This is a genomic window from Herbidospora cretacea (assembly GCF_001570605.1).
Lineage (GTDB): Bacteria > Actinomycetota > Actinomycetes > Streptosporangiales > Streptosporangiaceae > Herbidospora > Herbidospora cretacea.
Map to the genome: position 1 here is coordinate 416261 of NZ_BBXG01000004.1, position 17357 is coordinate 433617.

The 17357-nt window shown below is 71.0% G+C and carries 15 protein-coding genes; all 15 read left to right on the plus strand.

Features of this window, described 5'->3' with window-relative positions; genetic code table 11:
* The first annotated feature begins 258 nt into the window (after positions 1 to 258).
* The 15 genes from AW270_RS41110 (at position 259) to AW270_RS10120 (ending at position 17349) form a co-directional block, all read left to right on the plus strand.
* Positions 259 to 1404, plus strand: coding sequence for a lectin (locus tag AW270_RS41110; protein WP_061293092.1), 1146 nt, complete (start codon positions 259 to 261; stop codon positions 1402 to 1404).
* Between the two features lie 43 nt (positions 1405 to 1447).
* Positions 1448 to 3844, plus strand: coding sequence for a ricin-type beta-trefoil lectin domain protein (locus tag AW270_RS41115; protein ID WP_061293094.1), 2397 nt, complete (start codon positions 1448 to 1450; stop codon positions 3842 to 3844).
* A gap of 69 nt (positions 3845 to 3913) precedes the next feature.
* Complete coding sequence (locus AW270_RS10060; protein ID WP_082801431.1) at positions 3914 to 4678, plus strand: FadR/GntR family transcriptional regulator; 765 nt, start codon at positions 3914 to 3916, stop codon at positions 4676 to 4678.
* A gap of 21 nt (positions 4679 to 4699) precedes the next feature.
* Entirely contained in the window at positions 4700 to 5515 is an 816-nt protein-coding gene (gene larE, locus AW270_RS10065) for an ATP-dependent sacrificial sulfur transferase LarE (RefSeq protein WP_218009151.1), read from the plus strand.
* A gap of 164 nt (positions 5516 to 5679) precedes the next feature.
* Positions 5680 to 6927, plus strand: a complete 1248-nt coding sequence (locus AW270_RS10070) for an ABC transporter substrate-binding protein (protein WP_218009152.1) — start codon at positions 5680 to 5682, stop codon at positions 6925 to 6927.
* 136 nt (positions 6928 to 7063) lie between these two features.
* Complete coding sequence (locus AW270_RS10075) at positions 7064 to 7897, plus strand: carbohydrate ABC transporter permease (protein ID WP_061293101.1); 834 nt, start codon at positions 7064 to 7066, stop codon at positions 7895 to 7897.
* Positions 7897 to 8718: a carbohydrate ABC transporter permease gene (locus AW270_RS10080; RefSeq protein ID WP_061293103.1), complete on the plus strand. Its 822-nt coding sequence runs from the start codon at positions 7897 to 7899 to the stop codon at positions 8716 to 8718. The genes AW270_RS10075 and AW270_RS10080 overlap by 1 nt, the downstream gene beginning before the upstream one ends.
* 1 nt (position 8719) lies before the next feature.
* Positions 8720 to 9913 (plus strand): mandelate racemase/muconate lactonizing enzyme family protein, encoded by a 1194-nt coding sequence (locus tag AW270_RS10085; protein ID WP_061293106.1) that lies wholly within the window; start codon positions 8720 to 8722, stop codon positions 9911 to 9913.
* 31 nt (positions 9914 to 9944) lie between these two features.
* On the plus strand, positions 9945 to 11942 hold the full coding sequence (locus AW270_RS10090; protein WP_157521794.1) for a right-handed parallel beta-helix repeat-containing protein: 1998 nt from the start codon (positions 9945 to 9947) through the stop codon (positions 11940 to 11942).
* Positions 11932 to 13188, plus strand: coding sequence for a nickel-dependent lactate racemase (gene larA, locus AW270_RS10095; protein WP_061293110.1), 1257 nt, complete (start codon positions 11932 to 11934; stop codon positions 13186 to 13188). The genes AW270_RS10090 and larA overlap by 11 nt, the downstream gene beginning before the upstream one ends.
* A 2-nt stretch (positions 13189 to 13190) precedes the next feature.
* On the plus strand, positions 13191 to 13844 hold the full coding sequence (gene larB, locus AW270_RS10100) for a nickel pincer cofactor biosynthesis protein LarB (RefSeq protein WP_061293112.1): 654 nt from the start codon (positions 13191 to 13193) through the stop codon (positions 13842 to 13844).
* Complete coding sequence (larC, locus tag AW270_RS10105) at positions 13841 to 14956, plus strand: nickel pincer cofactor biosynthesis protein LarC (RefSeq protein WP_061293114.1); 1116 nt, start codon at positions 13841 to 13843, stop codon at positions 14954 to 14956. The genes larB and larC overlap by 4 nt, the downstream gene beginning before the upstream one ends.
* A complete protein-coding gene (locus AW270_RS10110; protein ID WP_061293116.1) occupies positions 14953 to 15822 on the plus strand; it encodes an amidohydrolase family protein in 870 nt (289 codons plus the stop codon). The genes larC and AW270_RS10110 overlap by 4 nt, the downstream gene beginning before the upstream one ends.
* 63 nt (positions 15823 to 15885) lie before the next feature.
* A complete protein-coding gene (locus tag AW270_RS10115; protein WP_061293118.1) occupies positions 15886 to 16656 on the plus strand; it encodes a FadR/GntR family transcriptional regulator in 771 nt (256 codons plus the stop codon).
* 87 nt (positions 16657 to 16743) lie between these two features.
* Positions 16744 to 17349, plus strand: coding sequence for a superoxide dismutase family protein (locus tag AW270_RS10120; protein ID WP_061293120.1), 606 nt, complete (start codon positions 16744 to 16746; stop codon positions 17347 to 17349).
* Positions 17350 to 17357: the final 8 nt, after the last annotated feature.

Consider the following 17357-nt stretch of genomic DNA (forward strand, 5'->3'; position numbering starts at 1 on the left):
CCTGCGCGATGTTAGCGTTCACACCTCCTTGACCTGTGCAGACGTGACAATCTGACGCGGGGTGCCCGGCGGACGTCGCATTCGCCGACGTGCCCGGCGGTCAGGCTCTTGTGCACTTGAGGCGCTCTTCGGCCGTCCTTCTTGACCCGGCCGAAGCGCGTCGCCTGGGTCTTGAGGGAACCCGGCAGCCGGTCGGCGGTGCCACGCCGACCGGCCGGGTTCACGCAGCGCGGCTCCGTCCCCGAGAGAGGCCGAAGCATGCCCGCATGGAAACGATTACTCACCCTGGCGCTGGGAGCCGTGGCCCTGGTCGCCTTCTCGGCGACGATCCCGGTCACCGCCCACGCCGAGTCCAACGGCGGAGTGCGCGTCATGCCGCTGGGCGACTCCATCACGGAGGGCACCCAGGTCCCCGGCGGTTACCGCATCGGGCTCTGGCAGCGCCTGGCCGCCGGCCGCTACACGATCGACTTCGTCGGCAGCCAGTTCAACGGGCCGGGCTCGCTCGGCGACCACGACCACCAGGGACATCCCGGCTGGCGTATCGACCAGATCGACGCCAACATCACGGGCTGGCTGCGCACCCAGAACCCGCGCACGGTGCTCCTCCACATCGGCACCAACGACGTGCTGCAGAACTACAACGTCTCCAGCGCGCCCCAGCGGCTCTCCGCGCTGGTCGACAAGATCACCGCGACGGTCCCCAACGCCGACGTGTTCGTCGCCACCATCATCCCGCTGTCGAACTCGGGTCAGAACGCCGCGGTCCGCACGTTCAACGCCACCATCCCGGACATGGTCTGGAGCAAGGTCTCCGCGGGCAAGCGGGTCCACCTGGTCGACATGTACAGCAAGCTGACCACGGCCGACCTGATCGACGGCATCCACCCGACGGCCGGCGGCTACGACAAGATGGCCGCCGCCTGGTACGCGGCGCTGCAGACCGTCCCCGGGAGCATCGGCCAGCCGACCATCCCCAACCCGACCCCGTCGCCCTCTCCCTCCGCCAACCCCGGCACGACCGGCCCCATCCGCGGCGTCGGCTCGGGCCGCTGCGTGGACGTGACCGGCGTCTCCCAGGCCAACGGCGCGCAGGCGCAGATCTGGGACTGCAACGGCCAGAGCAACCAGCAGTGGACCGCCACCGCGGCCGGTGAGCTGCGGGTCTACGGCGGCAAGTGCCTGGACGTGTCCGGCGGCTCCACCGCCAACGGCGCGGCGGTGATCATCTGGGACTGCAACGGCCAGAACAACCAGAAGTGGCGCTTCAACTCCGACGGCACCCTGACCGCCCTCGGCGCGAACAAGTGCCTGGACGTCCCGAACTACTCCACCGCCAACGGCGTGAAGCTCCAGATCTGGACGTGCGGCAGCGGCACGAACCAGCGCTGGACCCGCACCTGAGCCGGGCCCCCGCCCGGACGCTCCCACCAAGAATGAAGGCTCCATGCTCCCCTCGTCCCTCGCCGCGCTGAGAAGGCTTCTCTCAGCCGGAACGACCGCGCTCGGGCTGACCGTCGCGGTCACCCTGACGGCGCCGGTCTCTCCCGCCGCCGCCGCGACCACCACCCTCTACGCCTCCCCGTCCGGGACCGGGACCGACTGCACCTCGGCCCAGCCGTGCTCGCTGAGCGGTGCCCAGGCCGCGGTCCGGTCCCGCGTCGCGGGGATGTCCGGCGACATCGTCGTGCAGCTCGCCGACGGGGTCTACCGGCTCACCTCGCCGCTGCGGCTGACCGCCGCCGACTCCGGCACGAACGGCTACCGCGTGGTGTGGCAGGCCGCGCCCTCGGCCCGCCCGGTGTTCAGCGGCGCGCGGGCCGTCACCGGCTGGACGCTGGCCGACTCGTCCAGGAACATCTGGCGGGCCAACGTGGGCACCGGCGTCGACACCCGGCAGCTCTACGTCAACGGAGCGGCCGCGATCCGGGCGCGCACCCAGGTGAACCGGGCCGACTTCACCGCGAGCAGCACCGGCATGCGGTTCACCAGCAGCGCCCTGAACTACCTCAACAACCTGGCCAACCAGAGCCGGGTCGAGATGGAGAGCGTGGGGTCGTTCACCGACCGCTACTCGCCGGTGCAGAGCATCAGCGGCGGCCAGATCACCATGCAGCAGCCGGCGTGGAACAACAACAACTTCGGCTACGACACCTTCACCCAGCCGCACCGGGCCGGGCCGCTCTACCTGGCCAACGCCTACGAGTTCCTCGACGCCGCCAACGAGTGGTACCTGAACACCGGCACCGGGGTCCTCTACTACATCCCGGCCTCCGGCCAGAACATGAGCAGCCTCGGCGTCGAGATGCCGGTGCTCCAGTCGCTCGTGTCGGTGGGCGGCACCTACGGCGCGCCCGCCCACCACATCACCTTCACCGGGATCACCTTCACCGGCACGACGTGGCTGGGGCCGAGCAGCAACCAGGGCTTCGTCGACCAGCAGACCGGTTCCTACATCTACGGCAACTGGAACTGGCCCGGCTTCTCGACCTGCCACAACGGCTGCACGCAGTTCGAGGCGGCCCGGCCGAACTGGAACCAGATGCCCGCCGCCGTGCAGGTCTCGGCCGCCGACAACATCACCTTCAGCGACTCCCAGTTCCTCAACCTGGGACAGACCGCCGTCGGCATCGGCAACGACGCCAACGCCACCACCAGCGGCGTCGGCCTGGGCGCGAGCAACATCACCGTCACCCGGTCGGAGATCGCCCGCAGCTCGGCGGGCGGCGTCGTGGTCGGCGGGGTGCGCGCCGACGCCCACCACCCCAGCGACCAGCGGATGACCAACCGCAACATCACGATCAGCAACAACCGCATCCACGACCTGGGGCTCGACTACCGGGGCATCGTGTCGGTGCTGACCACCTACGTCGCCGACGCCACGGTCTCCTACAACGAGGTCTACAACATGCCCTACACCGGCATGTCGATCGGCTACGGCTGGGGCGCCAACGACACCGGCGGCAACACCCAGTACGCCAACCGGGGCCTGTACAACTACCAGCCCCGCTACACGACGCCCACGACCGCCTCCAACAACCGGCTCATCGGCAACTACGTCCACGACGTGATGCAGCAGATGAACGACGGCGGCTGCATCTACACCCTGTCGTGGAACCCGGGCGCGGTGATCAGCGACAACCACTGCCTGCGGACCAACGGGCACTTCGGCGTCTACTTCGACGAGGGGTCCAAGTACTACACCGTCAGGAACAACGTCTTCTCCAACATCGGGGTGTGGGCCACCGCCAACTACTGGGGCGGCGAGAACATGGGCAACTGGACGGTCACCGGCAACTGGACGAGCAGCAGCTCGACCAACGTGACCAACGGTGACCGGGGCAACGTCGTCAACAACAACGTCGTGGTGAGCAACGGCCAGTGGCCCTCGGGCGCGCAGGCCGTGATCGCCGCGGCCGGCCCGCAGGGCGGCACGACGAACCCGCAGCCGCAGACGGCGCAGATCGTCGGCGCCCAGTCGAACCGCTGCATCGACGTGCTCAACAACACCAACGCCAACGGCACCGCGGTCCACCTGTGGGACTGCTCCACCACCACGGCCACCCAGAGATGGACGCTCACGTCGTCCGGCCAGCTCCAGGTGTTCGGCAACAAGTGCCTGGACGCCGCGGGCCAGGGCACCGCCAACGGGACCCTGGTGCAGATCTGGGACTGCAACGGCCAGGCCAACCAGCGCTGGACGGTCAACTCCAACGGCACCATCACCGGCGCGCAGTCGGGGCTGTGCCTGGACGCGCCCGGCAACGCCACCGCCAACGGCACCCGGCTCAACCTCTGGGCCTGCAACGGAGGCGCCAACCAGCGTTGGAGCCTGCGGAGCTGATCCTTTTTTCCTGGATTCATCGGGGACCGGTCTCGGCGTCCGGCCCCCGATGAGTCGTACTCTTTACCCGTGGCAGAGGAAACCGACCATGTGGTCAAGAGTCCCCCTACGACGGCCGTCTACCGGCCCGGATACGAGGTCGCGGCGGAGCAGGTGCTTGAGCTGATCACCCAGTTGCGCCTGCGGCCGGGTGATCGCCTGCCGACGGAGATCGAACTGGCGCAGCGCCTGGGCACCAGCCGCACGGTCGTCCGCGAGGCGGTGAAGATACTTTCGGCGCTCGGCCGGGTGCGGGCGCACAAGGGAAGGGGGCTCTACGTGGCCGACGACGAGGGCATGCTGGGCGCGGGCCGATGGACCCCCTATTTCCTCCCCACGGACCTCGACCACGTCTACATGCTCTTCGAGTTCCGGCGCACCCAGGAGATGGAGACCAGCCGCCTGGCCGCCCGCAGGGCCACGCCCGCCGAGCTCCACGAGATCGACAAGGCCGCCGGCGTCTGCCGCCACGGGTTCGAGACCGGGCGCGAGGACCTGTTCATCGAGGGCGACGACGGCTTCCACACCGCCATCGCCACCGCCTCGCACAACATGTTCCTCCAGGTGGCCGTCCGGGAGGCGCGACGGCTCCAGGCCCAGTCGAACATCATCGGGCTGGCGGGCTCGATCGGCGGCCACGCCGCCAAGGCGGTCGAGGAGCACGAGGCGATCTTCCGGGCCATCCGCGTCGGCGACGCCGAGGCGGCGGCCGAGGCCGCGGCGGCCCACATAGACAACACCCTGGAGGACTACCGCCTGGGGATCCAGCAGCGCATCTTCTCGTCCACCGACTGATCCCCCACCCGAGGAGTCCCCATGAACGAGGCGATGCACCGGCTCAGTGAGCGGCTGAGTGACCGGCTGCGGCAGGAGAGCGCCCTCGTGGTCGCCTATTCGGGCGGCGCCGACTCCGCGCTCCTGGCCGTCGTGGCGACCCGGGTGCTGGGCCGCCGCGCGGTGGCCGCGACCGCCGTCTCGCCCAGCCTGGCCGCCTCGGAGGCGGCGGCGGCCCGCGCGCTGGCCAGGGAGCACGGCCTCACCCACGTCGAGATCCCCACCCACGAGGGCGAGAACGGCGCCTACGTCGCGAACGGGGCCGACCGCTGCTACCACTGCAAGTCGGCGCTCTTCGACTCCTTCGCCCCGCTGGCGGAGGCCCTCGGGGCGCGCATCGCCCTGGGCACCAACCTCGACGACCTCGGCGACCACCGGCCGGGCCAGCGCGCGGCGGCCGAACGCGGCGCCGTCGCCCCGCTCGTGGACGCCGGGCTGACCAAGGCCGACGTCCGCGCGCTCAGCCGCGACCTCGGCCTGCGGACCGCCGACAAGCCCGCCGCGCCCTGCCTGGCCTCCCGGGTGACCTACGGCGACCCCGTCACGCCGGAAATCCTGCGCCGCGTCGAGGTCGCCGAGCAGGCCCTGCGCGATCTCGGCTTCGCCGTCTGCCGGGTCCGCGCGCACTCCCAGGGCGCGCTCGCCCGGGTCGAGGTGCCGCGGGCCGACATCTCCAGGGCCGCCGGGCTCCGGGACGAGATCGACGCCTCCGTGCGCGCGGCCGGATTCGCCTTCTGCTCGCTCGACCTGTCCGGATTCGCCTCCGGACGGCTCAACGCGCTTCTGCCGCTCCTGTAGGGCCTCCTCGCGCCGGACCACGGTTGCGCATCAACATGTGTACTACTTATTGACGTCAGACGTCATACGAATTACGTTCCCCTCACATGGACGGCCGGGCCAGCCGGTCGCCGCCTGGAGAGTGAACAACGATGAAGCAGCGAATCCTGTGGTCGGCAGTCACGGTGCTAGCGTTAACCGTTGCCGGCTGCGGCAGTGCCTCGAAGCCCGCGTCGGCGCCTGCCGAGTCCGGAGCCCCGGCCGCCGCCGCGACCAAGCTCGTGGTCTGGGACTGGAAGTCCGGCGAGCCGTATGCGAAGACGTACATAGAGAAGGCGAAGGCCGACTTCGCCAAGAAGCACCCCAACGTGACCGTCGAGTTCGTGCCCCAGCCCTTCGAGCAGTACTACACGCTGCTCGGCACGGCGATCCAGTCCAAGACCGGGCCCGACGTGATGATGTTCAACGGCGGCGGCCAGATCCGCGACCGCGTCGACGCGCTTCTCCCGATCGACGAGTACGTCGCCGAGGACAAGTCGCGCCTGGCCGGCTGGGAGGCCTTCGTCAAGGAGGGCAAGACCTACGGCGCACCGGTGACCCTCCAGGGCCACCCGATCTACTACAACAAGGCGCTCTACGAGAAGGCCGGCATCACCGCCCCCGCCACGACGTGGGACGAGTTCCTCGCCAACTGCGACAAACTCAAGAAGGCCACCGGCGCCGCCTGCTTCGCCCTTGGCAACAAGGAGGGCATCGGGCCGCAGTTCTGGCTCTCCGGCATGGGCTCGGGCGTCCTGACGCCGGCCGAGTACGACAAGTGGATCGCCGGCGAGCGCGACTGGAAGTCCCCCCACGTCAAGAAGATCTTCGAGATGTTCAAGGAGACCGGGGACAAGAAGCTCAACAACGAGGGCGCCAACTCCACGGCGATGTTCACCGACATCTTCTCGGTCTTCAACACCGCCAAGGCCGCCCACATCATCGGCCTGATGTCCGACATCGGTCACTGGAAGGACTTCGGCGAGTTCATCGGCCCCGACAAGGTCGGCATCATGCTCCCGCCGGTCGTCACCGAAGGGGCCACGCCGAGCCTGCCCTACGACGGCGGCATCGGCTACGCGGTGGCCAAGTGGACGAAGGACCCCAAGGCCGCGGCCGACCTGGTCCGGTCGCTGACCACCACCGACGCCCTGTCGTCCTTCTCCGCCGAGGCGGGCGCCATCGCGTCCGACACCACCATCTCCGCGCCGCAGGACGCCCCCGTCGTCGGTGAGATCGTGGCGCAGCTGAAGGCGGGCAAGCCGGCGCTGCACGTCGCGATGGACTCCAAGACCATCGACCTGATGGGCCGGCTGTCCCAGAAGCTGCTGAGCGGCTCGGCCACCGTCGACGAGGCGGTGGAGGAACTGGCCGCCTCCGACCAGGAGAACTGAGCCGGTGCCGACGAAGAACACTTCACCGGCGGTCCGCCCCACTGAGAGGGGGCGGACCGCCGGGGGAGGTCCGAGAGAAAGGTCGCGCCACGGCGCGGCCCGCCGCAGAGGGCGTTCCGAACGCTTCGCTCCCTATGTGCTGGTCGCCCCGGCCGTGCTGATCATCGTGGCGCTGCGGCTCTACCCGCTCGCGCTGGGCGTCAACTTCTCCTTCACCGGAGACGGCGAGGCCAACGGCACGCCGGTCGGCCTGGCCAACTACCTGGAACTGCTGGACGACCCGCTGTTCCAGACCGCGCTGGCCAATGTGGGGCTGCTGGTGCTGCTCCTGCCGGTCGCCGTCGCGATCCCCGGGCTGCTGGCGACGTTCATCTTCCTGAAGGTGCCGGGCCACCGCATCTTCCGCAGCGTCTACTTCTTCCCCGCGGTGCTGTCCCCGGTGATCGTGGGGGCCATCTTCAACCTCATGCTCGCCTTCGACGGACCGCTGAACGAGGTCCTCGGCACGATCGGCCTGGGCCCGGTCGACTGGCTGGGCGACCCCGGCGTGGCGAAGTTCGCCGTCGTCGGGGTGCAGATCTGGGCGACGTTCGGCATGGCTCTGGTGGTGTTCCTCGCTGGTTTCGCCACCCTCGACGCCTCGCTGCTCGACGCGGCCCGGGTCGACGGCGCCTCGCTGCGCCAGAGCATCTGGCACGTGATCATCCCGAGCCTGAGCCAGACGATCCAGTTCGTCTTCGTCACCACGATGATCGGCATGCTGACCTCGATGTTCGGCCTGCTCTACGTGATGACCAGCGGCGGGCCCGAAGGGTCGACCTACCTGCCGGAGTACTACATCTGGATTCAACAGGGACAGATGAACCGGCCGGCGCTCGCCTCGGCGGCCTCCACGGTCCTGTTCCTCATCATGCTCGTGGTGGGCCTGCTGCAGATCAGCGTGCTGCGCCGTGCCGGACGGGAGGACTGATGCGGCGCCTCGGCAAGTGGGTGGTCGCCGTTCCGATGGCGATCCTGGCCCTGGCCACGATCTATCCGCTGATCTTCACCGCCAACGTGGCGATGAAGACCCGGCGTGAGTACGTCCTCGACCGGTTCTCGCTGACCGACTCCCTCCACTGGGACAACATCGCCACGGCGTGGAACAGCGTCGGCATGGCGCGCTACTTCGCCAACTCGCTCTTCGTGGTGGCGGCGTCGGTGTTCCTGCTGCTGTGGCTGGGCTCGATGGCGGGCTTCGCGCTGAGCAGGCTGCCGTTCCGGGGGTCGAAGGCCCTGTTCATCGGCTGCCTGGCCGCGCTGTTCATCCCGTTCCAGGTGATCATGGTGCCGCTCTCGCGGGTCATGGCCGACACCGGCCTCATCGACACCTATCCGGGACTGATCCTCGCCTACGTGGCCCAGTTCCTCCCATTCACCGTGTTCCTGATGACCAGCTACTACCGGTCGGTCCCCAGGGAGATCGTGGACGCGGCCCGCATCGACGGCAACACCGTCTACGGCGTCTACCGCCGGATCATGGTGCCCATCGGCCGGCCCGCGCTGCTGTCGGTCGGCATCCTGGACGCCCTGTTCTGCTGGAACGACGTGCTCATCGCGCTGCTGATGATGCCGTCGGCCGACCACCGCACGCTCATGGTCGGGGTGACGTCCCTGCGGGGTCAGTACACCGACAACATTCCCACGTTCGCCTCGGGGGTCCTGATCGCCGCCGTACCCGTCCTGCTGGTCTATCTGTTCCTCCAGCGCCAGATCGCCGACGGTGTCACCGCCGGTTCCACGAAGGGCTGACATGCGCATCTCGGGGTATCGCACGTTGACCACGATCCAGGAATGGGGACGGCCCGTCGGCGACGCCAACGGCCTGTACGCCGACGGCGTCGTCCCCGTCCCGATCGTCATGGTGGAGACCGACATCGGGATCACCGGCGTCGGCATCGGGCCGCACGCGGAGATCGAGTCCATCTTCCCCGCACTCGAAGGGGAGGACCCGCGCGCCGTCACGGCGCTGTACGACCGCATGCTCCGGCGCGCCTTCAAGGCGGGCCACGCGGGCGTGGTCTTCGGCACCATCGGGGCGCTCGACACCGCCCTGTGGGACATCAAGGCCAAAGCGGCGGGCGAACCGCTCTGGCGCCTGCTCGGCGGGAACGACCGGAAGCTGCCCGCCTACGCCTCCGGCCTTGACATCGGCGTCGACGACGACGGGCTCGTCGCCCTGTACGAGAAGTACGCCGCCCACGGCCTGCGCGCGGCCAAGCTCAAGGGCGGCCTGGACGTCGAGCGCGACCGCCGCCGCCTGACCCTGGTGCGCGACGTGCTCACCAGCGCCGGCGGCGGGGCCCGGCCGAGCCTGATGCTGGACGCCAACGAGGCGTGGTCCCGCAAACAGGCCGTCCGCTACGTCGCCGAGCTGGAGCGCACCCTCGACCTGACGTGGATCGAGGAACCGGTCCGGCGCTGGGACGCCGAGGGCCTGGCGGCGGTCGGCAGGGGAGTGCGGGCCGCCGTCGCCACCGGCGAGAACCTCACGGGCCTGGAGCAGTTCCGCCCGCTGCTGGCCGCCGGGGCGGTCGACATCGTCCAGACGGCGGCGGTGTGGGGGGTCTCCCACTTCCTCCGGGTGGCGCTGCTCGCCCACGCCCACGACCTGCCGGTCAGCCCGATCGGCACCACCCTGGTCCCGCTGCTGCACGCCGCGACGGCGGTGCCGAACCACATGGCCAGCGAGCTCCAGGACCTCCATCCGCCCGTCGGCCTGTCGGTCGACACGTCGGTGGAGGACGGCGCCTTCATCCTGGGCGACGAGCCGGGGGCCGGGATCTCGATCGACGAGGAGGCGATCACGGCGATCATCGGCCGGCCGGGCACCCGGTCGGCGGACAGCCCCGCCGTCCGGCCGGCCAGGGCCGGTCTGCGCCTGCTGGCCGAGGCCCACGGCCCGCACCTGAACTCCTCGCTCATGGACCTGCACCACAACCGCTGAGCGTTCCGCGTGCAGGAAGAAAGGAACCACCGTGTCTCCCCCTCCCATGTCCCGCGTCCCGTCGTTCGTGGTCGCGCCCACCGGGGCCGCGGACGCCGACGACAACGGGCCGGGCAGCCGGGACAAGCCACTGGCCACGCCGGCGGAGGCGCAGCGGCGCGTCCGCGCGGCCGTCGCGAGGGGTGAGGGCGACGTGACGGTCGAGCTCCTCGACGGGGTCCACCGGCTGACCGCGCCGCTGCGCCTGGACGCCGCCGACTCCGGCCGTGACGGCGCGACGGTGACCTGGGCGGCGGCGCCCGGAGCCAGGCCGGTGATCAGCGGGGCCGTCCCCGTCACCGGCTGGGAGCCCGACGAGTCGGATCCCGGTGTCCACAAGGCCCAGGTGGGCACCGGGTTCGACACCCGCCAGCTCTACGTCGACGGGAAGCTCGCCCGGCGCGCCCGGCTCCGGCTGGCCCGCACCGACATCACGCTGACCGCGACCGGCTTCACCCTCGACAACCCCGCCCTGGCCCACCTGGCCGGCCTGCCCGACCAGAGGCGCATCGAGTTCCAGGCGATGCTGGCGTTCACCAACCGGTTCTCCCCGGTGGAGAGCATCACCGGGTCCACGGTCGTGATGCGGCAGCCGGGCTGGGACAACAACACCTACGGCTACGACACCGTCCAGGCGCCGATGCGCGCCCCGGCGTACTTCCTGCTCAACTCCAGGAGCTTCCTCGACGAGGCGGGCGAGTGGTATCTCGACACCACCGCCGGGGTGCTCTATTACAAGCCGCTTCCCGGCCAGGACATGGCGCGGGCTCGGGTCGAGCTGCCGAGGCTGGAGTCCCTGCTCCAGATCGGCGGCACCTACGACGCCCCGGCCCGCAACCTGCGTGTCGAGGGGCTCACGTTCAGCGGCACCTCCTGGCTCCACCCCAGCTCCTCCGACGGGTACGCCAACCAGCAGACCGGCGTGTTCATCAGCGGCGTCCAGGAGCACCGCCCCGCCGACGCCTTCGACTCGTGCAGGCTCGGCGGCCGGGGCTTCGAGGGGTCGCGGAACGGCTGGCACCAGTCGCCCTCGGCGGTCCAGGTGTCGGCGGCCGAGGACGTCGCCATCGCCGGCAGCACCTTCGTCAATCTGGGCTCCATGGCGCTCGGCATCGGCAACGACGCCAACGCCCACGCCACCGGCGTCGGGCTCGGCGCGCGCCGGGTGTCGGTGACGGGGTGCACGTTCACCGCGAGCGCCGGCGGCGGGATCATGATCGGCGGGGTGCGCCCCGACGCGCACCACCCCGCGGATCCCCGCATGGTCAACAGCGACATCGCGCTCCGCGACAACCGCGTTCACGCGACCGCGCTCGAATACCTCGACCACGCGGGCGTCTTCGCCAGCTATGTCACCCGCCTGACCGTCGAGCACAACTACGTGGCCGACCTGCCCTACACCGGCATCGCGGTCGGCTACGGCTGGGGCGCCAACGACCCGGGCGGCAACCCCGAGTACGTCACCCGGGGCCTGTACGACTTCCAGCCCGTCTACGAGACGCCGACCACGCTGAGTGACGTGCGCATCGTGGGCAACCACGTGCGCGACGTCGTGCGGACCCTCGCCGCCGCGAGCTCCATCTACTTCCTGTCGGCCATGCCGCGCAGCGTCGTCGAGGAGAACTACTGCGAGGGCAGCGGCCACTACGGGCTCTACTTCGACGAGGCCGCCCGCCACCTGAGCGTCAGCCGCAACGTGTTCGCCCGCACCGCCGGGCCGTGGGCCCACGCCAACAACCAGAACGGCAACCCCACCGGGGACCTCACCCTGGTCGGCAACTACGTCACCAACCCCGACATCACCGGCATCAGCGACGGCAGCCGGGGCAACGTGGTGCGCGGGAACATCACCGTCGCCGAGGCCGACCTGCCGCTGGAGGCCGGCCGGATCGTCAACCGGGCCGGTCCCCGGGGCGCGCCCGACCCGGAGCGGCCCGCCGTGGGCGCCGTCCTCACCGCCGAGCGAAAGGAGGGCCGGCGTGCGCGTTGACCTCGCCTACGGCATCGGCGGGCTCACGATCGACCTGCCGGACGACCGCACCACCGTGGTCACCCCGGTGGCCCGGCCGGCGGCGGCGGACGAGGCGGCCGAGCTGCGCCGCGCGCTCCGCGAACCCGTCGCGGGGCCACCGCTGCGCGACCGCGTCCGGCGCGGGCAGACGGTGGCGATCTCCGCCTGCGACTACACCCGGCCGCAGCCCCGGCACCTGATGATCCCGGCCGTGCTGGCCGAGCTCGACGGGCTGGTCGACCTCGACGACGTCGTCATCCTGGTCGCCACCGGCACCCACCGGGGCAACACCGAACCGGAACTGCGCGCCATGTTCGGCGACGCGGTGGTGGACGCGGTGCGGATCGTCAACCACGACTCCCGCGACGAGAGCTCCCTGCGGTGGATGGGCCGCTTCGGCAAGGACGTGCCGGTGTGGCTCAACCGTGAATGGGTGGACGCGGACGTGCGGATCACCACGGGCTTCGTCGAGCCGCACTTCTTCGCCGGGTTCTCCGGCGGGCCGAAACTCGTCGCCCCGGGGCTCGCCGCGCTGGAGACCGTGCTCACCCTGCACGACGCCGCCCGCATCGGCGACCCCCGGGCCGCCTGGGGCGTCATCGAGGGCAACCCGGTCCACGACGACGTGCGGGCCATCGCCGAGGGGACCGGCGTCACCTTCGCCCTGGACGTCGTGCTCAACCGGGAGCAGAAGATCGTCCAGGCCTTCGGCGGCGACCTGCTGCCGATGCACGCCGCCGCCACGGCCGTCGCCCGCCAGACCGCGATGCGGGCGGTGCCCGCCGCGTTCGACGTGGTGGTGACGACCAACGCCGGGTTCCCCCTCGACCAGAACCTCTACCAGGCGGTGAAGGGCATGAGCGCGGCCGCCCAGATCGTGCGGCCGGGCGGGGTGATCGTCTGCGCGGCGGAGTGCCGCGACGGGTTCCCCGACCACGGCCCCTACCGGGAGACGCTGACCTCCGCCGCCTCGCCCGAGGCGCTGTTCCAGGAGATCACCGGCCGGACGCACACGATCCCCGACCAGTGGCAGGTGCAGATCCAGGCGCGCATCCAGCGGCGGGCCCGTGTCGTCGTGCACACCTCGTTCCTGAGCGACGCCGACCTGGCCGCCGCGCACCTGGAGCAGACCCACGACATCGCGGCCACCGTCCGCGACCTTCCCGGCAGCGTGTGCGTGCTGCCGGAAGGGCCCATGACGATCCCCTACCTGGTGGGTGAGTAGCCGTGGACCTCGGATACGCGCGGGTGGACCTCGCCCGGCAGGCGCGGCAGGGAGTGCCGGAGATCGTCTACGGGCCGGGCAAGAAGGCGAGCGAGATCGCCGGGATCGTGCGCGTCCTGCTCGACCGCAACGACGGCCCCGTCCTGGTGACCCGGACCGGGCCGGGCACCGCCGCCGGCGTGCTCGCGCACGTCTCCGGCGGCGCCTACGACCTCGACGCCCGGCTGATCGTGTGGCGTCCGGCAGCGCCGCTCGGGCACACCGTCGCCGTGGTGACGGCCGGCACCGCCGACGGCCCGGTGGCCGCCGAGGCCGCCGCCGTCGCGACCGCCCTCGGCCTGACCGTGACCCTGGTCAGGGACGTGGGGGTGGCAGGCATCCACCGGGTGCTCGCCGAGACCGAGACGCTCCGCGACGCCGACAGCGTCATCGTCGTCGCGGGGATGGAGGGCGCGCTGGCCAGCGTCGTGGGCGGGCTGGTCGAGACGCCGGTCATCGCGGTCCCCACGTCCACCGGTTACGGCGCGGCCCTCGAAGGGGTGACGGCGCTGCTCGCGATGCTGACCTCCTGCGCGGCGGGGATCACCGTGGTCAACATCGACTCGGGGTTCGGCGCCGCGCTCGCCGCCTACCGGCTCACCAGGCGGACGCGATGATCCTCTACCTCAACCCGTTCACCGGCCTGGCCGGGGACATGCTGCTCGCCGCGCTGCTGTCGGCCGGCGCCTCACCGGACACCGTCCGGCGGGCCGTCGCCCGGACCGGCCTGACCGGCTGGCGCCTGGAGATCGAGGACGTCCGCACCGGCCCCCTCATGGCCGTGCGCGTCCGGGTCGAGGTCGACGACGACGCGACCGAACGCCCGGCCTCCACCCTGATCGCGATGGCCGCCCGCACCGGACTGACCGTCGCCGAAGAGGCGCTGAAGGCCATCGCGGAGGTGGAGGGCGCGCTGCACGGCGTGCCCGCAGACGACGTCCACCTGCACGAACTGGGCGGGCACGACACGCTCGTCGACATCGTGGGCTGCGCCGCCGCGCTCGCCGACCTCGGGGTCACCCAGGTGTACTGCGCGCCGCTGCCCCTGGGCAGCGGCAGCGTCGAGACCCGCCACGGCGTGCTCCCGGTGCCCGCGCCCGCCACGCTCGCCCTGCTCCGGGGCGCGAAGGTGCGCGGCGGCGGCGACCAGGAGGCGGTCACCCCCACCGCCGCCGCCTTGCTGCGCGCCGCCGGCACCCTCTACGGCGCGGCCCCGCCCATGGAGCTGCACGCCGTCGGCTACGGGGCCGGCACCCGCCGCCTGGCCGACCGCCCCAACGTCACGGTGGCCATGCTGGGCGACCCCGTCGCCTCGCCGGATCAGCAGGTCGTGCTGTCGACCAACCTCGACGACGTCACGGGCGAGGTCCTCGGGCACGTCATCCAGCGCGCCCTCCAGTCGGGGGCCGCCGACGCGTGGGTCACCCCCGCGATCATGAAGAAGGGCCGCCCGGCCCACGTCCTGCACGTGCTCGCCCCCGTCGACCTGGCCGACCAGCTGGAGAACCTCCTGTTCGCCGAGACCGGCACCCTCGGGCTGCGCCGCACGGCGGTGGAGAAGGTCGCGCTTCCCCGGACCGTCCGGACGGTCGAGCTCTACGGCCAGAGCGTGCGGATGAAACAGGGCCCGGGGGGCGTCAAACCCGAGTACGACGACCTGGCCCGCCTGGCCGCCCTGACCGGAAAACCCCTGCGGATCCTGACCCGAGAGGCCCTCGACGCCCTATGACCGTCATCGACGCCCACCACCACCTCTGGGACCTGACCAGCCGCGCGCACGACTGGCTCGCGGCACCCGAGGTGCGCCCGATCCAGCGGGACTTCTCGCCCGCCGACTACGACGCGACCGCCGGTGAGGCGGGGATCAGCCGTTCTGTGCTGGTGCAGGTCCTGGCCGACGCCGACGAGACACGCGACTTCCTGGCGGTGGCCGCCGCCTCGCAGACCATCGGCGCGGTCGTCGGGTGGGCCGACCTGACCCGCCCCGACCTGCCCAAGGAGCTCGACGCGCTGCGCGCCTCGCCCGGCGGGGAGCTGCTGCGCGGCATCCGCCACCTGGTCCAGGCCGAACCCGACCCGGCCTGGCTGAGCCGGGACGACGTGCGCGAGGGCCTGCGCCACGTGGGCGAGGCCGGTCTCGGCTACGACCTGCTGGTGACGCCGGTCCAGCTGCCCGCCGCGATCGACACGGTCCGCGCCCTCCCCGAGGTGAACTTCGTCCTCGACCACCTGGCCAAACCCCCGATCGAGTCGGGGCGGCTGCAGCCGTGGGCCGACCTGCTCGGTACGCTGGCCGCCGAGCCGAACGTGACCGCCAAGCTGTCGGGCATGATCACCGAGGCCGGATGGACCACCTGGGACGCCGCCGCCCTGCGCCCCTACGTCGACGTCGCCCTTGAGGCGTTCGGCCCGGCGCGGCTGATGTTCGGCTCCGACTGGCCCGTCTGTCTCCTGGCCGGCACCCTTCCGGCCTGGACGGACACGGCGAGGACGCTGCTCGCGGACGCCGGTCTGTCGGCGGCGGACCAGGCCGAGATCCTCAGCGGGACGGCGACCAGAGTGTATCGCATGACACAGGAGTCATATGACGTCTGATGTATGCCGATCGTTTACACTGGCCGCAGAGCCGCGCGCTGGCTGCGGTCATCTGGAGGGGACATGTCGGCATCTCAAGAGGCGCTTCTGAACGCCACCCCGTCCCCGGCGTGGACGAAACGGCCCGCCAACCTGGCCAGGGCCCTGACCGGCGAACTGGTCGACCGCATCGTCCGCGGTGTCCATCCTCCCGGAACCCCGCTGCCCCCGGAACCGGCGCTCTGCGAGACGTTCTCGGTCAGCCGCACCGTGGTTCGGGAGGCGGTGAAGGTCCTCCAGGAGAAGGGCCTGGTCCAGGTCCGTCAGGGCAGCGGCACGATCGTCACCCCTCCGACCGAGTGGAACATGCTCGACGAGCTCGTCCTCAACGCGACCATCGCGCAGGACGACGGCATCGTGGTCCTCGACGACCTGGTCGTCACCCGGCGGCTGCTGGAGTCGGACATGGCCCACGTCGCCGCCCGGGTCGCCACCGAGGAGACCGTCGAGCGGCTACACGCCCTGGTCGACCGCATGGACGAACTCGTCGCCGACCCCGCCGCCTACGCCGACTACGACCGCGCCTTCCACGACACCATCATGCAGGCCTCCGGCAACCGGATCGCGCGGGCGGTCGTCCGCTCCCTGGAGAGCCAGGTGATCAACACCGCTCGCTACATGGGCCGAACGGAACGGTCCCTTTGCGTGGCCTCCAACCTGGGCCACCGCCGCATCTTCGAGCGCATCGCCGGACGCGACCCCTCGGGCGCCTCCGAGGCGATGTTCACCCACATCACCGAGGCGTGGCTGGTCCGCCGCACCGGCTCCAGCGAGGCTCCCCGCCTCCAGCGCTGAAAACCTTTGCCTGAGGTATCGGGGAAGCGGACATTTCGGGGGGAATCTCTCTGATCTTGGAGAGATCGCCACCTGGGGAGACCGCTGATGCCGTCCAACGCCCGTCTGACCGTGATCGTCCCGCTGGCCGTGGGCGCCGTCATGATCGGTGCTTCCGCGCTGGGAGCCATGAAGCTGGGGCAGGGCGGCCGGGGCCCGGCCGGCGCCGTGATCAAGGACGTCGAGGGCCGTGCGGTCGGCACCCTCCAGGTGGAGGACGCCGGTGACGGCAAGTCCAAGGTCACGGTCTCGGTGACCGGCCTCCCGGCCGGGTACCACGGCTTCCACGTGCACGCCAAGGGCGTCTGCGACCCGCTGTCGAAGGACCCCGCCACGGGTAGCGCCTTCTTCAGCGCGGGGGGCCACTTCGACCTCGGCTCACACGTGCACGACCACCACACCGGCGACCTGCCCAACCTGCTGGTCGCCGCGGACGGCACCGGAACCGCCTCGGCCGTGACCGACCGGTTCCGGGTCGCCCAGCTGTTCGACGCCGACGGCAGCTCGATCATGATCCACGCGCTGGCCGACAACCACTCCAACATCCCCGGCCGCTACCAGAACCAGGCGGGCGTGAAGGGCCCCGACGCCGAGACGCTGAAGGCGGGCGACTCCGGTGGCCGCCTCGCCTGCGGCGTGATCACCAAGGGCTAGACCGTCAG